This is a genomic window from Kitasatospora sp. NPDC091335, assembly GCF_044757205.1.
Lineage (GTDB): Bacteria > Actinomycetota > Actinomycetes > Streptomycetales > Streptomycetaceae > Kitasatospora.
Genome location: NZ_JBIVUM010000010.1, coordinates 190,686 through 209,063, shown reverse-complemented (window position 1 = coordinate 209,063; position 18,378 = coordinate 190,686). Strand labels below are relative to the sequence as shown.

18 protein-coding genes are annotated in these 18,378 nt (G+C 73.3%); 14 read left to right on the top strand and 4 right to left on the bottom strand.

The features are described 5' to 3' along the window. Positions 1-83: 83 nt before the first annotated feature. From ACIQOW_RS22435 to ACIQOW_RS22405, 7 genes are all read left to right on the top strand, one after another. Positions 84-1,187, top strand: a complete 1,104-nt coding sequence (locus ACIQOW_RS22435; RefSeq protein ID WP_401087578.1) for an ATP-binding protein — start codon at positions 84-86, stop codon at positions 1,185-1,187. A 251-nt stretch (positions 1,188-1,438) separates the two neighbouring features. Further along, a complete protein-coding gene (pheS, locus tag ACIQOW_RS22430; protein WP_188299334.1) occupies positions 1,439-2,560 on the top strand; it encodes a phenylalanine--tRNA ligase subunit alpha in 1,122 nt (373 codons plus the stop codon). Further along, positions 2,560-5,061: a phenylalanine--tRNA ligase subunit beta gene (pheT, locus tag ACIQOW_RS22425; RefSeq protein WP_401087577.1), complete on the top strand. Its 2,502-nt coding sequence runs from the start codon at positions 2,560-2,562 to the stop codon at positions 5,059-5,061. Before pheS ends, pheT begins: the two co-directional genes overlap by 1 nt. Before the next feature lie 109 nt (positions 5,062-5,170). Next, the gene (locus tag ACIQOW_RS22420; protein WP_401087575.1) at positions 5,171-5,608 is read left to right on the top strand and encodes a GntR family transcriptional regulator; all 438 of its coding nucleotides are present in this window, start codon (positions 5,171-5,173) and stop codon (positions 5,606-5,608) included. Then, positions 5,608-6,534: an ATP-binding cassette domain-containing protein gene (locus ACIQOW_RS22415; RefSeq protein ID WP_401087573.1), complete on the top strand. Its 927-nt coding sequence runs from the start codon at positions 5,608-5,610 to the stop codon at positions 6,532-6,534. Before ACIQOW_RS22420 ends, ACIQOW_RS22415 begins: the two co-directional genes overlap by 1 nt. Beyond that, positions 6,531-7,493, top strand: coding sequence for a hypothetical protein (locus ACIQOW_RS22410; RefSeq protein ID WP_401087572.1), 963 nt, complete (start codon positions 6,531-6,533; stop codon positions 7,491-7,493). The genes ACIQOW_RS22415 and ACIQOW_RS22410 overlap by 4 nt, the downstream gene beginning before the upstream one ends. Positions 7,494-7,636: 143 nt before the next feature. Next, positions 7,637-8,479 (top strand): chitosanase, encoded by an 843-nt coding sequence (locus ACIQOW_RS22405; RefSeq protein ID WP_188299339.1) that lies wholly within the window; start codon positions 7,637-7,639, stop codon positions 8,477-8,479. Positions 8,480-8,553: 74 nt separating this feature from the next. Here ACIQOW_RS22405 and ACIQOW_RS22400 read toward each other — a convergent pair whose 3' ends face one another. After that, positions 8,554-9,423, bottom strand: a complete 870-nt coding sequence (locus ACIQOW_RS22400) for a 3-hydroxybutyryl-CoA dehydrogenase (protein WP_188299340.1) — start codon at positions 9,421-9,423, stop codon at positions 8,554-8,556. 328 nt (positions 9,424-9,751) lie between these two features. On the opposite strand from ACIQOW_RS22400, the gene ACIQOW_RS22395 reads away from it, so the two are divergent. Next, positions 9,752-10,570 carry an SDR family NAD(P)-dependent oxidoreductase gene (locus ACIQOW_RS22395; RefSeq protein WP_401087569.1) on the top strand — a complete coding sequence of 273 codons (819 nt, stop codon included), beginning with the start codon at positions 9,752-9,754 and terminating at the stop codon, positions 10,568-10,570. Positions 10,571-10,598: 28 nt separating this feature from the next. On the opposite strand, the gene ACIQOW_RS22390 is transcribed toward ACIQOW_RS22395, so the two are convergent. Beyond that, the gene (locus ACIQOW_RS22390) at positions 10,599-11,507 is read right to left on the bottom strand and encodes a polysaccharide deacetylase family protein (protein ID WP_401087567.1); all 909 of its coding nucleotides are present in this window, start codon (positions 11,505-11,507) and stop codon (positions 10,599-10,601) included. A gap of 208 nt (positions 11,508-11,715) precedes the next feature. Between ACIQOW_RS22390 and ACIQOW_RS22385 the strand changes: the two genes are divergently transcribed. From ACIQOW_RS22385 to ACIQOW_RS22375, 3 genes are all read left to right on the top strand, one after another. Then, positions 11,716-12,600 (top strand): SAM-dependent methyltransferase, encoded by an 885-nt coding sequence (locus tag ACIQOW_RS22385; protein ID WP_401087566.1) that lies wholly within the window; start codon positions 11,716-11,718, stop codon positions 12,598-12,600. A 114-nt stretch (positions 12,601-12,714) separates the two neighbouring features. Beyond that, the gene (locus ACIQOW_RS22380) at positions 12,715-13,266 is read left to right on the top strand and encodes an HDIG domain-containing metalloprotein (RefSeq protein ID WP_401087564.1); all 552 of its coding nucleotides are present in this window, start codon (positions 12,715-12,717) and stop codon (positions 13,264-13,266) included. Positions 13,267-13,310: 44 nt separating this feature from the next. Then, positions 13,311-13,823: an FBP domain-containing protein gene (locus ACIQOW_RS22375; protein ID WP_401087562.1), complete on the top strand. Its 513-nt coding sequence runs from the start codon at positions 13,311-13,313 to the stop codon at positions 13,821-13,823. A gap of 65 nt (positions 13,824-13,888) precedes the next feature. Here ACIQOW_RS22375 and ACIQOW_RS22370 read toward each other — a convergent pair whose 3' ends face one another. Beyond that, the gene (locus ACIQOW_RS22370; protein ID WP_401087560.1) at positions 13,889-14,263 is read right to left on the bottom strand and encodes an RNA-binding S4 domain-containing protein; all 375 of its coding nucleotides are present in this window, start codon (positions 14,261-14,263) and stop codon (positions 13,889-13,891) included. Positions 14,264-14,272: 9 nt separating this feature from the next. After that, positions 14,273-14,710, bottom strand: a complete 438-nt coding sequence (locus ACIQOW_RS22365; RefSeq protein WP_401087559.1) for a VOC family protein — start codon at positions 14,708-14,710, stop codon at positions 14,273-14,275. Between the two features lie 127 nt (positions 14,711-14,837). Between ACIQOW_RS22365 and ACIQOW_RS22360 the strand changes: the two genes are divergently transcribed. From ACIQOW_RS22360 to argJ, 3 genes are all read left to right on the top strand, one after another. Then, positions 14,838-16,004: a methyltransferase gene (locus ACIQOW_RS22360; RefSeq protein ID WP_401087744.1), complete on the top strand. Its 1,167-nt coding sequence runs from the start codon at positions 14,838-14,840 to the stop codon at positions 16,002-16,004. A 98-nt stretch (positions 16,005-16,102) separates the two neighbouring features. Continuing rightward, positions 16,103-17,131, top strand: a complete 1,029-nt coding sequence (gene argC, locus ACIQOW_RS22355; RefSeq protein ID WP_188299348.1) for an N-acetyl-gamma-glutamyl-phosphate reductase — start codon at positions 16,103-16,105, stop codon at positions 17,129-17,131. Next, entirely contained in the window at positions 17,128-18,300 is a 1,173-nt protein-coding gene (gene argJ / locus ACIQOW_RS22350; RefSeq protein ID WP_401087558.1) for a bifunctional glutamate N-acetyltransferase/amino-acid acetyltransferase ArgJ, read from the top strand. Before argC ends, argJ begins: the two co-directional genes overlap by 4 nt. Positions 18,301-18,378 lie beyond the last annotated feature (78 nt).

Genomic DNA, 18,378 nt, shown 5'->3' with positions numbered 1-18,378 from the left:
AAGCCCTACTGCGGGCGCCTGGGAGGCGCTAGGGTCTGCCTCTGTGGGGGGAACGGCACGGTGGGTAATCGGGGAGGCAACCCATGGTCGGCAGCGGACCCGAGCTCGACCCGGACGACCTACCGGACGGCCTGGTGGTCGCCGACGCGCTGGGCCGGGTGGTCTGCTTCAACCGGGCCGCGGCCCGGCTCACCGGCGTGCTCCCGAAGGCCGCGCTCGGCGGCGCCCTGGAGGACGTCCTCCCGCTGGAGGACCTGGACGGCCGCCGCTGGTGGCAGCTGACCGACCCGTACGGCGGACTGGCCATCCGCACCCGCCAGCCGGAGCGCAACCTGCTGCTGCCCGGAGGGCGTGAGGTGCTGGTCTCCGCCCGGTACGTCCGCGGCGCGCCCGGCGGGCCGCTGGAGCGCCTGGTGATCGCCCTGCGCGGCACCGAGGCCCGGCGCCGCACCGAGCGCAGCCACGCCGAGCTCATCGCCACCGTGGCGCACGAGCTGCGCTCCCCGCTGACCAGCGTCAAGGGCTTCACGGCGACGCTGCTGGCCAAGTGGGAGCGGTTCACCGACGGGCAGAAGCGGCTGATGCTGGAGACCGTGGACGCCGACGCCGACCGGGTCACCCGGCTGATCGCCGAGCTGCTGGACATCTCCCGGATCGACGCGGGCCGGCTGGAACTGCGCAAGCAGGTGGTCGACCTGGCGGCGGCGGTGCGCCGGCACGTCGAGCGCAAGGTCGCCACCGGCATCCCCGAGGAGCGCTTCGACATCCGGATCGGCGAGCCGCTGACGGTGCTGTGGGCCGACCCGGACAAGGTCGACCAGGTGCTCGCCAACCTGCTGGAAAACGCGGTGCGGCACGGCGAGGGAACTGTCACGATCGAGGTGGCACCGGCCAAGGAGGTCGTCGAGGCGCCCCTCTGGGAGCGCAACGGCACCCCGCCCCGCATCGTGGAAGGCACAGCGGTCACCGTGAGCGACGAAGGCAGTGGCATCCCCGAGGACTCGATGCCGCGCGTCTTCACGCGCTTCTGGCGCGGCTCCAAGCGCGGTGGCACGGGCCTGGGCCTCTACATCGTCAAGGGCATCGTGGAGGCCCACGGCGGCTCGATCCGCGTCGACCGCGCGCCCGGTGGCGGCGCCCGGTTCCGATTTATCCTGCCCGCCGGCGTGCCCGACTTCATGCTCTGAAGGAGCATGAACGACAAGCAGAGCATGTTGTAGGTCGGGGCCGGGCGGGCTTCACGGCAGCCGCGCTACGCGCTGCGACTACACTCGACCTTTGGCGTTGCGCAACGCCCTGCGCGGCTGAGCCGCGGACACCACTCCCGTGAGCCTCCGGCGAACGGCGACCGGCTGCCCGTGCCCCGGCCCCGCCGGGCGTGACGTGAAGGCGACCCCACACCTGAGCACGGACGAGCAGGAGCACGGGAAAGATAGAGATGTCGGCACCCAACAAGTCGTACGACCCGGTCGAGGTCGAGGCACTCAAGCCCGAGGTGGTGGAGCAGGCGCGGGACGAGGCGATCGCCGCGTTCGCCGCCGCCGGCTCCCTGGACGAGCTGAAGCAGGCCAAGGTCGCCCACACCGGCGACCGCTCGGCGCTCTCGCTCGCCAACCGCGAGATCGGCGCCCTCCCCCCGCACGCCAAGGCCGCAGCGGGCAAGCTGATCGGCCAGGCCCGCGGGGCCGTCAACCAGGCCCTCGCCAAGCGGCAGGCCGAACTGGAGGCGGAGCGCGACGCCCGCGTGCTGGTCGAGGAGGCGGTGGACGTCACGCTGCCGTACGACCGCGCCCCGCGCGGCGCCCGGCACCCGCTGACCACCATGGCCGAGCGCATCGAGGACACCTTCGTCGCGATGGGCTACCAGGTGGCCGAGGGCCCCGAGGTCGAGGCCGAGTGGCTGAACTTCGACGCCCTCAACCTGGGCCCGGACCACCCGGCCCGCTCGATGCAGGACACCTTCTTCGTCCAGGCCCCGGACGGCTCCGCCGACTCCGGCGTGGTGCTGCGCACCCAGACCTCCCCGGTCCAGGCCCGCACCATGCTCGACCGCGAGCCCCCCGTCTACGTGGTCTGCCCGGGCCGGGTCTACCGGACGGACGAGCTGGACGCCACCCACACCCCGGTCTTCCGGCAGGTCGAGGGCCTCGCGGTGGACGAGGGCATCACCTTCGCCGACCTCAAGGGCACCATCGAGGTGCTGGTCGAGAAGCTGATCGGCGGCGGCCTGGAACTGCGCTGGCGCCCGTCCTACTTCCCGTTCACCGAGCCGAGCGCGGAGATCGACCTCCAGTGCTTCGTGTGCCGCGGTGCGAGCGTCGGCAACCCGGACCGGCCGTGCCGCACCTGCTCCTCCGAGGGCTGGATCGAGCTCGGCGGCTGCGGCGTGGTCAACCCACGGGTGCTGGTCGCCTGCGGTGTCGACCCCAACCGCTACAGCGGGTTCGCCTTCGGCCTGGGCCTGGAGCGGATCCTGATGAATCGTCACAACGTCGCCGACATGCGCGACATGGTCGAGGGTGACGTCCGCTTCACCCTCCCGTTCGGGATGGAGATCTGATGCGCGTCCCGCTTTCCTGGCTGCGCGAGTACGTCGACCTGCCGGCCGGTGAGACGGGCCGTGACGTCGCGGAGCGCCTGGTCAGGGCCGGCCTGGAGGTCGAGACCGTTGAGCAGCTCGGCACGGACCTCAAGGGCCCGCTGGTGGTCGGCGAGGTGCTCTCCATCGAGGAGCTGGCCGGCTTCAAGAAGCCGATCCGGCACTGCTTCGTCAACGTCGGCGACGCCAACGGCACCGGTGAGCCGCAGGAGATCGTCTGCGGCGCGACCAACTTCGCCGTCGGCGACAAGGTCGTGGTCGTGCTCCCGGGTGCGGTGCTGCCCGGCCCGTTCCCGATCGCGGCCCGCAAGACCTACGGCCACACCTCGGCCGGCATGATCTGCTCCGCCCGCGAGCTGGGCATGGGTGACGACCACGACGGCATCATCGTGCTCCCGCCGGAGTTCGAGCCCGGCACCGACGCCATCGAGCTGCTCCAGCTCGTCGACGAGGTGCTCGACATCGCCGTCACCCCGGACCGCGGCTACTGCCTGTCCATGCGCGGCGTGGCCCGCGAGGCCGCCGCCGCGTACGGGCTGCCGCTGGCCGACCCGGCGCTGCTCGACGTGCCGCCGGCGAACTCCTTCGGCTACCTGGTGAAGGTCAACGACCAGACCGGCTGCGACCGCTTCGTGGCCCGTACGGTCATCGGCGTCGACCCGAACGCCAAGTCCCCGATCTGGCTCCAGCGCAGGCTCCAGAAGTCGGGCATCCGGCCGATCTCGCTGACCGTCGACATCACCAACTACGTGATGCTGGAGGTCGGCCAGCCGCTGCACGCCTACGACAAGCAGCGGGTGGACGGCCCGATCACGGTCCGCCGGGCGGAGCAGGGCGAGACCCTCACCACCCTCGACGGCGTGGAGCGCAAGCTCTCCGCCGAGGACCTGCTGATCTGCGACAACAGCGGCCCGATCGGCCTGGCCGGCGTGATGGGCGGCGCCTCCACCGAGATCCTCGACCCGGCCGCCGGCCCGGGTACCACCGAGGTGATCATCGAGGCGGCGCACTTCGACGCGGTCGCCATCGCCCGCAGCGCCAAGCGGCACAAGCTGCCCTCCGAGGCGTCCAAGCGCTTCGAGCGCGGCGTCGACCCGGACGCCTCCCGCGCCGCCGCGCAGCGCGCCGTCGACCTGCTGGTCCTGATCGCCGGCGGCACCGCCGAGGCCGGGGTCACCGACATCGCGGCCCCGCACCCGGTGCGGACCATCACCATCGCCGCCGACCTGCCCGACCGGGTGGCCGGCACCGGGTACGGCCGCGAGACCGTCACCCGGCGTCTCCAGGAGATCGGCTGTTCGGTCTCCGGTGCCGACGTCCTGGAGGTCACCCCGCCGACCTGGCGTCCCGACCTCACCGACCCGTACGACCTCGCCGAGGAGGTCATCCGGCTGGAGGGCTACGACAACGTCCCCGCCCGGATGCCCGACGTGCCCCCGGGCAAGGGCCTGACCGAGGCCCAGCGGGTGAACCGCCGGATCGGCGTCGCGGTGGCCGGGGCCGGCTACGTCGAGGTCAACAACTACCCGTTCATCGGCGAGGCCGCCTTCGAGGCGCTCGGCCTGGAGGCGGACGACCGGCGCCGTCGCACGGTGAAGCTGGTCAACCCGCTGAACGACGAGGAGCCGGCGCTGCGCACCACGCTGCTGCCGGGCCTGCTCGGCGCGCTGCGCCGCAACGTCGGCCGGGGCAACACCGACCTGGCGGTCTTCGAGACCGGCACGGTCTTCCTGCCCAAGGACGAGCTGTCCGTGGCCCCGCGTCCGGCCGTCGACCACCGGCCCAGCGACGAGGAGCTCGCCGAGCTGGACGCCGCGCTGCCGGACCAGCCGCGCCGGATCGCCGTCGCCCTCGCGGGCGAGCGGCTGCCGTCGGGCTGGTGGGGCAAGGGCGCCCAGGCCTTCTGGGCGGACGCCGTCGAGGCGGCCCGTACGGTGGCCCGCGCGGCCGGCGTCGAGCTGACCGTCCGCCAGGGGCAGCTGGCTCCCTGGCACCCGGGCCGCTGCGCCGAGCTGCTGGTGGCCGGCACCGACCGGGTGGTCGGCCACGCCGGTGAGCTGCACCCGCGGGTGGTCAAGGCGCTCGGGCTGCCGGCCCGCACCGCCGCGATGGAGATCGACATCGACCTGCTCACCGCCGACGGCGCGGCCCGGGTCAACGGCCCGACCGTCTCCGGCTTCCCGGTGGCGACCCAGGACGTCGCGCTGATCGTCGACACCGCCGTCCCGGCCGCCGACGTCGAGGCCGCGCTGCGCTCCGGCGCGGGCGAACTGCTGGAGGCCATCCGGCTGTTCGACGTGTTCACCGGCGAGCAGGTCGGCGAGGGCAAGAAGTCGCTGGCCTACGCGCTGCGCTTCCGCGCGGTCGACCGCACCCTGACCGCCGACGAGGCCACCGCCGCCCGCGAGGCGGCCGTCGCCGAGGCCGTCGCCCGCACCGGCGCGGTGCTGCGCGGCGCCTGACGCGGCAGCGGCTGACGAAGGGCCCCGCCCCGGACCACGAGTCCGGGGCGGGGCCCTTCGTCTTTCCCGGGGTTGACGGATCATCAGTCCGTCGCTTATCTCTTTACCTATGGAAGTAGATAAAGAAGCGGACCAGCCCTCCCCGATCGAGTTCCGCCTGGACCCGGCCTCCGGCGTCCCGACCTACCTGCAACTCGTGCAGCAGGTCGAACAGGCGCTGCGGATGGGCTGGTTGACCGAGGGGGACCGGCTGCCCAGGGTGCGCGAGGCGGTGGCCGCACTGGCGATCAACCCGAACACGGTGCTCAAGGCGTACCGCGAGCTGGAGCACCGCGGCCTCGCGGTCGGCCGCCGGGGCCAGGGCACCTTCGTACGGGGCCTGCCGGCCGGGGTGGTGCCGCTGCGCGAACGGGCCGCGCTGCGCCGGGGGCTGCTGGACTGGATGCGCTCGGCGCGGACCGCCGGGCTGGACGAGGAGGGGATGGCCGCGGTGTTCGAGGACGCGCTGCGCGACCTGCGCGAGGGCCGGGACGGGGTGGTGGCCTGATGGCCGTGGACACGGTGATCGACTGTGCCGGGCTCGGCAAGCGCTACCGCCGCTCCTGGGCGCTGCGGGACTGCCGGCTCGCCGTGCCCGCCGGGCACGTGGTGGCCCTGGTCGGCCCGAACGGCGCCGGCAAGACCACGCTGCTCGGCCTCGCCGCGGGGCTGGCCCTGCCCAGCGAGGGCGCGCTGACCGTCCTCGGCGACCAGGCGCCCGGCTCGCCGCGCGCGTTGGACCGGATCGGCTTCGTCGCCCAGAACGCCGCACTCTATCCGGGCCTGCCCGTCCGCGACCTGCTGGCGATGGGGCGCCACCTCAACCGCCGCTGGGACGGGGGCCGGGCCCGCGCCCACCTGGAGGGCCTCGGCATTCCGCTGGACCGCAGGTACGGCCGCCTCTCCGGCGGGCAGCAGGCCCAGGTGTCGCTCGCCCTGGCCCTCGCCAAGCGCCCCGAACTCCTGCTGCTGGACGAGCCCCTGGCGGCCCTGGACCCGCTCGCCCGGCACGACTTCATGGCCGTGCTGCTGACCGCGGTGGCCGAGGACGGCATGTCGGTGGTGTTCTCCTCGCACGCCGTCAACGAGCTGGAGCAGAGCTGCGACTACCTGGTGGCGCTCGGCGCCGGCCGGGTCCAGGTGGCGGGGGAGGTGGACGACCTGCTGGGCGGCCACCGGATGCTCACCGGTCCCACCGCCGAGGCCGGCGAGGTCGCCGGGCGGCTGCCGGTGGTCCGCGACCGCCGCGCCGGTGCCCAGTCCCACCTGCTGGTCCGTACCGGCGGCGCGGACGCTCCGGTCTCCGGCTCCTGGCGCCAACAGCGTGTCGGGCTGGCGGAGTTGGTGCTCGCCTACCTGCGCGAGCCGGCCGCCTCCGCCCTCCCGGGACCGCGCGGAGCCGTCCCTCCGAACGAGAAGGTGCTGCTGCCGTGACGTCCCCGACCCTCGCGCCGCCCCGCTCCGCCGTGCTGCGGGCGGCCGGGCTGCGCCACCGGCCGGCGCTGGTGACCCTGCTGGCGATGATGGCCGTGGTCTCGCTGGCGCTGCTGGCCCACGGCTGGTACCTGCACGACGGCCTGGAGCGCACGGGCGCGAACTCCTGTGACCCGGCCGCCGACGCCTGCACGGCCGCTTACAAGCAGTTCCTGCGCCAGTACGGCGACGGACTGCAGGAGTTCGGAGCCGTGCTCTACGTCCTCGGCGGAGCCTTCGGGGCCTTCCTCGGAGGGCCGCTGCTGGCAAGGGAGTTCGAGCACGGCACGGTGCGCTTCGCCTGGACCCAGGGCGCCGGGCGGACCCGCTGGACGGTGGGCGGCCTGGTCGTGGGCGGCGCGGCGCTGACCGTCGTGGCGGCGTTGTTCGGACTGGTGCTGCGCTGGTGGAGCGAGCCGTTGACGCTCAGGGACGGGCGGTTCAGCCCGGAGGTCTTCGTACAGACGCCGCCGGTGCTGGTCGGCCGGGTGCTGGTGGCCTTCGGGGTCGCGGCGCTGGCCGGTGCGGTGCTGCGCCGGACGGTGGCCGCGGTGGGGGCCGGCCTGGCGGCCTCGGTCGCGCTGCCGTTCCTCGCCCACGCCGTGCGCGCCCACTACCTGCCTCCGCTGGAGGAGCCGAGGCACTCCATGGTGCCCATGGCGCTGGACGACCGCTGGGTGCTGAACGTCTGGTTCTCCGACCCGGCCGGGAACCGGATCCCCGGCGACGCGTTCTACGGCCTCGGGGACTTCGCCCGGCTCCAGGCCCTGGTGCGGGACGGCGGCTACACCGCCCACGAGGTGTACCAGCCGGCGGACCGGTTCTGGCCGTTCCAGTTCGTCGAGTCCGGCTGGACGGCGGCCCTGGGCGTGGCCGCGTGCGCGGGGGCGGTCTGGTGGGTGAGGCGCCGGGCGTACTGAGCCGCGCGACGGCGCGGGCCGGTCCGCGGCCCCAAGATCTCTTGAAGAGGTTCCGTCAAAACCCTTGCGGGAGTGCGGCCGAGGGCGTTTCCTTCTTCTTGTTAGGAAAGTTTCCTAACCCATCGAGGAATCGGAGCCGTTCCATGCGTTCGCAGCCCCGTCGTGCCCTCCGCATCGCCCTCGCCGCCGCCCTGGTGGCCGCCCCCCTGACCGTCGCGGCCACCACGGCGGCCCAGGCGGCCCCGTCGCCGGCCGCCGCCGTCCGGCTGGCCGCGGCCGGGCTGGACGACCCGCACAAGAAGGACATCGCCATGCAGCTGGTGTCCAGCGCGGAGAACTCGTCGCTGGACTGGAAGGCCCAGTACAAGTACATCGAGGACATCAAGGACGGCCGGGGCTACACCGCCGGCATCATCGGCTTCTGTTCCGGCACCGGTGACATGCTGGAGCTGGTCCAGCACTACACCGACCTGAAGCCCGGCAACGTCCTGGCCAAGTACCTGCCGGCCCTGAAGAAGGTCAACGGCACCGACTCGCACGCCGGCCTCGGCTCCGCGTTCGAGAAGGACTGGGCCACCGCCGCCAAGGACACCGTCTTCCAGCAGGCCCAGAACGACGAGCGCGACCGGGTGTACTTCAACCCCGCCGTCAGCCAGGGCAAGAGCGACGGCCTGCGCGCGCTCGGCCAGTTCGCCTACTACGACGCCATCGTGATGCACGGCCCGGGCACCAGCTCGGACAGCTTCGGCGGCATCCGCGCCGCCGCGATGAAGAAGGCCAGGACGCCTGCCCAGGGCGGCGACGAGGCCACCTACCTGAAGGCCTTCCTGGACGCCCGCAAGGTGGTCATGAAGAAGGAGGAGGCCCACTCCGACACCAGCCGGGTCGACACCGAGCAGCTGGTCTTCCTCAACGCCAAGAACTTCGACCTCAACCCGCCGCTGAAGTGGAAGGTGTACGGCGACAGCTACACCATCAACAGCTGACGCCAGGTCAAAAACGGGGGCCCGGCGACCGGTTCACGGTCGCCGGGCCCCCGTGCCCGGAGGCGCCGCGGGCGTCAGGCGCTCGCGGTGTAGTCGTAGAAGCCGCGGCCGGACTTGCGGCCCAGCAGGCCCGCGTCGACCATCCGGGAGAGCAGCGGGGGAGCGGCGTACAGCGGCTCCTTGTACTCGTCGTACATCGACTCGGCGATCGAGACGATGGTGTCCAGGCCGATCAGGTCGCACAGCCGCAGCGGGCCCATCGGGTGGGCGCAGCCGGCCTCCATGCCCTTGTCGATGTCGGAGGCGGTGGCCACGCCCGACTCGAACATCCGCACCGCGGACAGCAGGTAGGGCACCAGCAGGGCGTTGACGACGAAGCCGGCCCGGTCGCGGGCGCGGATCGGCTCCTTGTCGAGCACCTGCGAGGCGAAGGCCTCGACCCGCTCGGTGGTGGTCGCCGAGGTGGTCAGGGTCGGGATGACCTCGACCAGCTTCTGGACCGGCGCCGGGTTGAAGAAGTGCAGGCCGATCACCTGCTCGGGGCGGGTGGTGGCGGCGGCCAGCTTCACGATCGGGATCGAGGAGGTGTTGGACGCGAGGATCGCGTCGCGGCGCTCGACCACCCGGTCCAGGGTCTCGAAGATCTTGACCTTGATGTCCGCGCGCTCGGCGACGGCCTCGACCACCAGGTCGCGGTCGGCGAAGTCGGACAGCTCGACGGTGAAGGACAGCCGGGCCAGCGCCTCGTCCCGCTGCTCCGGGGTCAGCTTGCCCCGCTTGACCGCGGTGTCCAGGGAGTTGGTCAGCCGGGTGCGGCCGAACTCCAGCGCCTCGCCACTGGCCTCCGCCACCAGGACGTCCAACCCGGCCCGGGCGAAGACCTCGGCGATGCCCGACCCCATCAGGCCGCAGCCGATCACTCCGACGCGCGCGATGTCACTCACTCAGTTGCCCTTCGGTGGAGCTGGGGGTCGCCCAGCTGCGGGGTGGCCCAGCGAGCCGCTGGACGACGGGGCCGGTGTGCCGGAACGGGTGCACCGGGCACCGCCCCGACGACGTTACTACTCCGTACCGGCCAGTAGGTCACCCCCTCCCCGGCGCGGTGCCAGTGTCAGGATTCCCCCGAACGAGTGAGGCGGCGGCCCCGGCTCCGTGTGCCGGAGCCGGCTCCGCCCGGCGGCCGACAGAATGCCGCAGACGGAGGCCGGGGGCGGAGGACGGCAGGGCCGGGGCGGAATCGGACAGGGCCGGGGACGGCGAAGGGAGCACGCGGTGTCGACGGGATCGCTCGTAGGACAGGTCGCCCTGATCACCGGCGCCGGCCGGGGCATCGGCCGGGAGATCGCCATCGGCCTGGCCGCCGAGGGGATGTCCGTCGGCCTGGTCGGACGCACCCACGAGACGCTGACCGACACCCTCAAGGAGTGCGTCAAGCGCGGCTCCCGGGGTGTCGCCGTGACCGCCGACGTGACCCGCCCCGGTTCGGTGCGCGAGGCGGTCCGGGTGGTCGAGCGCGACCTCGGGCCGACCGACCTGCTGGTCAACAACGCCGGCCTGGTCGACCGCGCCGAGGTGCCGCTCTGGGAGACCGACGCCAACCAGTGGTGGCAGGTGATCGAGACCAACCTGCGCGGCCCCTACAACCTGCTGTGCTGCGTGCTGCCCGGCATGGTCGCCCGGCGGCAGGGCCGGGTGGTCAACCTCAACTCCGGCTTCGCGCTGCGCCCGGACGGCAACTACACCGCGTACGCCACCTCCAAGGGCGCGCTGCTCCAGCTCTCCGACAACATGGCGGACTCACTCGCCCGCAACGGCATCGTCGTCCTCGACATCAGCCCCGGCGCGGTGGCCACCGACATGACCGCGGGGATGCCGATGTTCAGGGACGCCACCGCCTGGGGCTCCATTCCGTACATGGTCGCGGTCACGGTGGACGCCGCCCGGGGCCGCTTCGACGGGCTGCACGGGCGGTTCATCCACGCCGGACGGGACGACCTGGAGGAGCTGGTCAACCGGGCCGACGCGATCCGCGACTCGGACGCCCGTACCCTGCGGCTGCGCCCGTACAAGGACGACGACCCGATGGTCTGATCACCGGCTCACGCGCCCCCACACGTCCTCACGCGCAGAGCCGGCTGGCGGTCACCGGCTTGAGCCCGGCCTTCGCCAGGCCGTCCAGGATGGCGGGCAGCGCGTCCACCGTGCACTGGTGGCCCAGGTGCAGCGCCACCACCGAGCCGCCGCGCGCCGCGTTCAGCACCCGGCGCTGCAGCTCGGCGGCCGGGGGGTCGTTGTAGTCGCGCGGGTCGACGTCGAAGGACAGCACGTGCTCGTACCCGACCGCCCTGGCCTGCTCCCGCACCATCGGGGTGGCGTACTGCGCGGCGGAGGGCCGGAACCAGCGGCCGATCGAGCCGGTGAGCCGCTGGAGGCGCTCCGCGCACTGGGCGATCTCGGCGCGCGCCTGGTCCGGTGTCATGGCGGAGATGTTGAGGTGGTTCTGGGTGTGGTTGCCCAGCTCGTGGCCGCCGTCCAGGATCCGCCGGGCCATCTGCGGCTGCTGGTCGAGCCAGCTGCCGACGGCCATCACGGTCACGTTGACGCCGCGCTGCTCGGCGGCCTCCAGCAGCGCGGTGGCCAGCTTCGGGTCACCGCTGCCGTGGAAGGTGAGCGCCACGTTCCCGCCGGTGCGCGGCCCGTACGCGACCTCGACCGGGGTGCCGGGCGCGAGCGGCGGCAGCGCGGGCGGCGCCGGCGGGGTGGCGGGCTGGGCGGCGGCCGCCGTCGGCCCGTCGGCGGCCCGGGGCTCCGCCGAGGCGGTGGGCGTGGCGGAGGCAGGGCCCTCGCCGCCGTTCCAGGCCGGGTCGGTGGTGTGCTGCGGGTCCACGGTGCCGGGGTGCGCGGCGAGCGCCCCCGGGTCGGCCCGGCGGGGCGTTCCGGTGCCGCAGGAGGTGAGGAGGGCACCGGTGGCGGCGAGGGCGGCGAACCTGGCGGTGGTGCGCAGTACGGTGCGGCGGTCGGCAGTCATCGGCAGCCAGCATAGGGACGACGGCCCCGGCGGGCGATCCGGGAGGGGCGGCCGCTCCGGGCTTGACGTGCACACACTCCGTCACCGGGTGTTGCGTAAACCTGAACTCCCGCTGTTTCCACGGTGTGTCCTTGGATACGATCACCGCGCACCGCGTGGACGGGCGGTAGCCGAACGATTCCGGCATGGCGCATTGGGGGCGGACAGGATGTACGAGGACAGCGCGGCGATCGGCCGGACCGCGGACACCGAGTGGGGCTGGGCCAGAGCCGACGACTGGCGGCCGCCGAGCGAGCTGGACACCGGTGTCCCGCACACCGCCCGGATGTACGACTACTACCTCGGCGGCAAGGACAACTTCGAGGCCGACCGCAAGGCCGCCCAGGCCGCGATATCCGCCTACCCGGCGCTGCCCCTGATGGCCCGCACCAACCGCCAGTTCCTCGGCCGGGCCGTCGAGTTCGCGGCGAGCCGCGGCGTGCGCCAGTTCATCGACATCGGCACCGGCATCCCCGCGGTCGGCTCCACCAGCGAGGTCGCCCAGCGGGTCGCCCCGGACGCCCGGGTGGTGTACGTGGACAACGACCCGATCGTCGCCACCCACGCCCGCGCCCTGCTGGCGAGCCACCCGGCCGGGCACACCTCGGTGATCGAGGCCGATCTGCGCGACCCGGCCACGATCCTCGGCCACCCCGCGCTCGCCGGAGCCGTCGACCTCTCCCGGCCGGTCGCGCTGATGCTGGTCGCCGTCCTGCACTTCATCCGCGACGAGGAGGGGGCCCAGCGGATCGTCGGCACCCTGCGCGACGCGCTCGCCCCGGGCAGCGCGCTGATCCTCTCCCACGGCAGCCCGGACTTCGCCTCCCGTGAGAGCGCCGCCGAGGGCACCCGGATCTACAAGAGCGCGAGCGCCCCGCTCGTGCTGCGGTCGCGGGCCGGCGTCGAGCCCTTCTTCGGCGACTTCGAGTTCACCGGCCCCGGGCTCGTCCAGCTCCCGCTCTGGCGCCCCACCGCGGGCCACGTGCCCACCACCGAACTCCCCGAGGGCTGGCAGGACGTCTCGGCGTACGCCGGTGTCGCCTTCAAGAAGTAGCCCCTCCCGGCTCCGTCGGGCCGGTCCGGCACCCCCCTCCTGCGCCGGGACCGGCCCGTCGAAGCCTACGGACCCCCACTGACAAGCCGTCACCGGGCGGGCTACCCTCCGGCCGTGACCACCACCCTGCCGCCGCTGCCCCCCGATGTCGCCGGCCTGCTGCGGGCCGTCGACGCCCCGCCCCGACTGGTCGCCCACCTCGCGCTGGTGCACCAGGTGGCCGAGGAGATCGCCGACTTCTGCGCCCGCGAGGGCCTGGTCTTCGACGGCGGGGCGGTCCGGTACGGCGCCGCCACCCACGACATCGGCAAGACCGTCCACCCCGAGGAACTCTCCGCCCCCGGCTCCCGGCACGAGGCCGCCGGCCACGCCCTGCTGCTCTCCCACGGCGTGCCCGAGCACCTCGCCCGCTTCGCCCGCAGCCACGCGAGCTGGGGGGAACCCGGCGTCACCGTCGAGGAACTGCTGGTGAGCCTGGCCGACAAGGCCTGGAAGAACAAGCGCGTCCAGGATCTGGAGGACCACGTGGTCGACCGGCTCGCCGCCGCCGGCGGGCGGGAGCGCTGGGAGGCCTTCCTCGCCCTGGACGGCCTGCTCACCCGGATCGGCGAGGACGCCCCGCGGCGGCTCGCGGTCCAGGCCGCCCATCCGGTCCGCACCGGGTGAAATCGGCGCGACACGGCGGGCGGGCCGGTGCTAGTTTCCGCGGCATGGAACCCCTGGGTGAGAACGAGATCCGCGCGTCCTTCGTCAACTGCTCCAAGGGCGAGGCCCGCCGGCTCAACCTGCCCCGGGGGCTTGCCGAACTTCCGTGGGAGCAGTTGGACTTCCTCGGCTGGCGGGACCAGGGCGCGCCCGACCGGGCGTACCTGGTGGCGCCGTACGGGGGCGAGCTCGTCGGGGTGACGCTGCGCTCGCCGGTGATCCGGCGGAGCCTGACCAAGACCAACGTGTGCTCGCTGTGCATCACCGCGCACGCCGGGTCAGGGGTCGCGCTGCTCGCCGCCCGCAGGGCCGGGGCGGCCGGGCGCGAGGGCAACACGGTCGGCACGTACATCTGCGCCGACCTGGCCTGCTCGCTCTACGTGCGCGGGCTGAAGAAGTCCACCCTGGTCACCAGGCCCGACGAGTCGCTGCCGCTGGAGCAGCAGATCGACCGGACGGTGGGCAACCTCGGCGGCTTCCTCGCCAGGGTGCTCACCGCCACCACCGCCACCGCGTAACGGACCACCGCGTAACGGACCGCCGCCGTGTGACGGCTCGGCGTCGCGTGACGGGCCGGTGCCGCTCAGTGCCCGCGCAGCTGGTCCAGGTCGCGGCGCTCCCGCTTGGTGGGGCGCCCCGTCCCGCGGTCCCGTGTCCCGGCCGCCGCGACGAACTCGCGCGGCGGCCGCGGCGGGCTGTTGTCGGCCAGGCACTCCGCCGCGACCGAGGCGCCGACCCGCTTGCGGATCAGCTTCCGCACCACCACGACCCGCTCGTACCCCTCCTCGCGGACCCGGACCTCGTCCCCGGGCTTCAGCGCCTGGGCCGGCTTGGCCCGTTCGCCGTTCACCCGGACGTGCCCGGCCCGGCAGGCGGCGGCCGCCAGCGCCCGCGTCCTGACCAGCCGGACCGACCAGATCCAGCTGTCCACCCGCACGCTTCCCTCGTGTTCAGCCATTCCCGGAGCCTACCCAAGGACTCCTCGGGGACCACCCGAGGACTGCACGGCGGCCGGCGCCTCCTGGACCGCCCAGGCGTTCCCGTCCGGGTCGTTGAAGAACACGAAGTTGTTCCACGCCTCGCCGTGCCCGTTCACCCGGCCCCCCGCCACGAAGTGCTGGACCGGGCTGACCTGTACGCCCCGGGCCAGCAGTTCGGCGTGCGCCTTCTCGATGTCCGGCACCACCAGCTGGAGCCCCTTGACCGATCCGGGCGGAGCTTCGGTCATCCCGGTGCCCACGACGATCGAGCAGGGCGAGCCGGGGGGAGTCAGCTGGACCACCCGGTGGCCGTCCCGCAGCCGGGTGTCGTGGTCGACGGTGAACCCGGCCTGCTCCTCGTAGAAGAGCTTCGAGCGGTCGACGTCCGATACGGGGACCACCACGACTGCGAGTTTCCACTGCATCGCCCTCACCCCTCTCGGTCGGGCTCTTCCAGTATCCGTCCGTAACCGTCTCCCTGGGGTCGTCGGATAGCCTGAGAACACGATGAATCCGCAGACCACGCCCGCCGCGACCCCGCCGGACACCTCCCTGGCCACTCCCTGGGGCACCTTCGAGCTCACCCGTCACCCAGCGGATCCGCGCGAGCGGCTGCGGGCCTGGGACGCCGCCGACGAGTACCTGCTGCGCCACCTCGCCGGGGAGGCGGACAGCGCGGCCGGCGCCGCGACGGAGCTGGCCGGCCGCACGGTCGCCGTCCTCGGCGACCGCTGGGGCGCGCTGACCACCGCGCTCGCCGCGTACCGGCCGGTCCAGATCACCGACTCCCACCTCGGCCGCCTGGCCACCCTGGCCAACCTGGCCCGGGCCGGCGCCGCCGTCGACGAGTCCCGGCTGCTGACCACCAGGGACACCCCGCCGGAGCGGATCGACGTGCTGCTGGTGCGCGTTCCCAAGAGCCTGGCCCTGCTGGAGGATCAGCTGCACCGGCTCGCCCCGGCCGTCCACGCCGGCACCGTGGTGGTCGGCACCGGCATGACCACCGAGATCCACACCTCCACCCTCCGGCTCTTCGAGCGGATCCTCGGCCCGACCCGCACCTCGCTGGCCGTCCGCAAGGCCAGGCTGATCCTCTGCACCCCCGACCCGGCGCTCGACCCCGGCCCCATTCCGTGGCCGACCCGCTACGCGCTGCCGTCGGACATCGGTCCGGTCTCCGGCCGTACGGTGGTCAACCACGCGGGCACCTTCTGCGCCGACCGGCTCGACATCGGCACCCGCTTCTTCCTCGCCCACCTGCCCGTCCCGGCCCCCGGTGCCCGGGTGGTGGACCTCGGCTGCGGCAACGGCGTGGTCGGTACGGCCGCCGCGCTGGCCGGGCCCGGTGCGGAGCTGGTGTTCGTGGACGAGTCGCACCAGGCGGTGGCCTCCGCCGAGGAGACCTTCCGCGCCAACCTGGGCCCGGACGCCCCGGCCGAGTTCGTGGCCGCCGACGCCCTGGCCGCGGGTGTGACCGCCCCCGGCTCGGTGGACCTGGTGCTCAACAACCCGCCGTTCCACTCCCACCAGGCCACCACCGACGCCACCGCCTGGCGGATGTTCACCGACTCGAAGCGGGCGCTGCGGCCGGGCGGCGAACTCTGGGTGGTCGGCAACCGCCACCTCGGTTACCACGTCAAGCTGCGCCGCCTCTTCGGCAACTGCCGAGTCGTCGCGGGGAACCCCAAGTTCGTGGTGCTGCGGGCCGTCAAGCGCTGACCGGTTGCACACCCCCGCCACGGCGGGGGTCAGGCGTCGACTCCTTGCATGAATTTTCCGTCACGCGTATATTCATGCCAAGACGAAGGAGGAACGCCATGGCATTGCGAGTCGCCGTCGCCGGCGCGAGCGGGTACGCGGGCGGTGAGGTACTGCGCCTGCTGCTCGGCCACCCCGAGGTGGAGATCGGGGCGCTGACCGGCGGCTCGAACGCGGGCACCAGACTGGGGCTGCTCCAGCCGCACCTGTTCCCGCTCGCCGACCGCGTCCTGGAAGCCACCACCACCGAGGTGCTGGCCGACCACGACGTGGTGTTCCTGGCGCTGCCGCACGGCCAGTCCGCCGCCGTCGCCGAGGAACTCGGCCCGAACGTCCTGGTGATCGACTGCGGCGCCGACTTCCGGCTCAAGGCCGCCGCCGACTGGGAGCAGTTCTACGGCTCCGCGCACGCCGGCACCTGGCCGTACGGCCTGCCCGAACTCCCCGGCCACCGTGCCGCGCTGAAGGGCAGCAACCGGATCGCCGTGCCCGGCTGCTACCCGACGGCCGTCTCCCTGGCACTGTTCCCCGCGTACGCCGCCGGGCTCGCCGAACCGGAGGCCGTGGTGGTCGCCGCCTCCGGCACCTCGGGCGCCGGCAAGGCCGCCAAGCCGCACCTGCTGGGCAGTGAGGTGATGGGCAGCGTCAGCCCGTACGGGGTCGGCGGCGTCCACCGGCACACCCCGGAGATGATGCAGAACCTCACCCCGCTCGCGGGCGAGCCGGTCTCCGTCTCCTTCACCCCCACCCTCGTCCCCATGCCGCGCGGCATCCTCGCCACCTGCTCGGCCAAGGCCAGGCCGGGCGTGACCGCGCAGAGCCTGCGCGCCGCGTACACCGAGGCGTTCGCCGACGAGCCCTTCGTCCACCTGCTGCCCGAGGGGCAGTGGCCGCAGACCAGCAGCGTCTACGGGGCCAACACCGCCCTGGTCCAGGTCGCCCTGGACGCCGCCGCCGGGCGGATCATCGCGATCAGCGCGATCGACAACCTGGTCAAGGGCACCGCCGGCGGTGCGGTGCAGAGCATGAACATCGCCCTCGGACTGCCCGAGGAGCTCGGCCTTCCCGTGAACGGAGTCGCACCGTGAGCAAGAGCACGAACGTCGGAGTGACCGCGGCCAAGGGCTTCCGTGCCGCCGGGGTGACCGCGGGCATCAAGGCCTCCGGTACCCCCGACCTCGCCCTGGTGGTCAACGACGGGCCCTCGCTCGCCGCGGCCAGCGTCTTCACCGCCAACCGGGTCAAGGCCGCGCCGGTGCTCTGGTCCGAGCAGGTCCTCAAGGGCGGCCGGGTCTCCGCCGTCGTCCTCAACTCCGGTGGGGCCAACGCCTGCACCGGCCCGCTGGGCTTCCAGGACACCCACGCCACCGCGGAGCGGGCCGCCGTGGACCTGGGGCTCAACGCGGGCGAGGTCGCCGTCGCCTCCACCGGTCTGATCGGCGTACGGCTGCCGATGGACATCCTGCTGCCCGGGGTCACCCTGGCCGCGGGCGAGCTGAGCGGGACCGGCGGCGAGGCCGCCGCGATCGCCATCAAGACCACCGACACCGTCCACAAGACCGCCCAGTACACCAGCCCGGCCGGCTGGACGGTCGGCGGCATGGCCAAGGGCGCGGGCATGCTCGCCCCGAGCCTCGCCACCATGCTGGTGGTGCTCACCACCGACGCCGACCTGGACAGCGCCGCCCTGGACACCGCGCTGCGCGGCGCCACCCGCACCACCTTCGACCGGATCGACTCCGACGGCTGCATGTCGACCAACGACACCGTGCTGCTGCTCGCCTCCGGCGCCACCGGCACCACCCCGGACGAGGCCGAGTTCGCCGAGGCCGTCCGCCAGGTGAGCGCCGACCTCGCCCGCCAGCTGATCGGCGACGCCGAGGGCGCCGGCAAGGACATCCGGATCGACGTCACCGGCGCCGCCACCGAGGACGAGGCGGTCGAGGTCGCCCGGACGATCAGCCGCAACAACCTGCTCAAGTGCGCCATCCACGGGGAGGACCCCAACTGGGGCCGGGTGCTGGCCGCCATCGGCACCACCTCCGCCGCGTTCGACCCGGACGAGCTGGACGTCGCGATCAACGGCGTCTGGGTCTGCAAGGCCGGCGGCGTGGGCGAGGACCGCGACCTGGTGGACATGGCCGGCCGGGAGGTCGTCATCAGCGCGAACCTCAACGCCGGTACGGCGAGCGCCTCGGTGTGGACCAATGACCTGACGGCCGACTACGTCCACGAGAACAGCGCCTACTCCACGTGATCCGGCCCGGTTCCAGCTGATCGGGCCTCATTCCACCTGATCCGGCCTGACTCCAGCTGATCCGGCCTACCCCACCCG

Coding starts and splice junctions, on each gene's coding strand:
- ACIQOW_RS22435 (WP_401087578.1), top strand. CDS start 84: ATGGTCGGCAGCGGACCCGAGCTCGACCCGGACGACCTACCGGACGGC.
- pheS (WP_188299334.1), top strand. CDS start 1,439: ATGTCGGCACCCAACAAGTCGTACGACCCGGTCGAGGTCGAGGCACTC.
- pheT (WP_401087577.1), top strand. CDS start 2,560: ATGCGCGTCCCGCTTTCCTGGCTGCGCGAGTACGTCGACCTGCCGGCC.
- ACIQOW_RS22420 (WP_401087575.1), top strand. CDS start 5,171: ATGGAAGTAGATAAAGAAGCGGACCAGCCCTCCCCGATCGAGTTCCGC.
- ACIQOW_RS22415 (WP_401087573.1), top strand. CDS start 5,608: ATGGCCGTGGACACGGTGATCGACTGTGCCGGGCTCGGCAAGCGCTAC.
- ACIQOW_RS22405 (WP_188299339.1), top strand. CDS start 7,637: ATGCGTTCGCAGCCCCGTCGTGCCCTCCGCATCGCCCTCGCCGCCGCC.
- ACIQOW_RS22390 (WP_401087567.1), bottom strand. CDS start 11,507: ATGACTGCCGACCGCCGCACCGTACTGCGCACCACCGCCAGGTTCGCC.
- ACIQOW_RS22385 (WP_401087566.1), top strand. CDS start 11,716: ATGTACGAGGACAGCGCGGCGATCGGCCGGACCGCGGACACCGAGTGG.
- ACIQOW_RS22375 (WP_401087562.1), top strand. CDS start 13,311: ATGGAACCCCTGGGTGAGAACGAGATCCGCGCGTCCTTCGTCAACTGC.
- ACIQOW_RS22370 (WP_401087560.1), bottom strand. CDS start 14,263: ATGGCTGAACACGAGGGAAGCGTGCGGGTGGACAGCTGGATCTGGTCG.
- ACIQOW_RS22365 (WP_401087559.1), bottom strand. CDS start 14,710: ATGCAGTGGAAACTCGCAGTCGTGGTGGTCCCCGTATCGGACGTCGAC.
- argC (WP_188299348.1), top strand. CDS start 16,103: ATGGCATTGCGAGTCGCCGTCGCCGGCGCGAGCGGGTACGCGGGCGGT.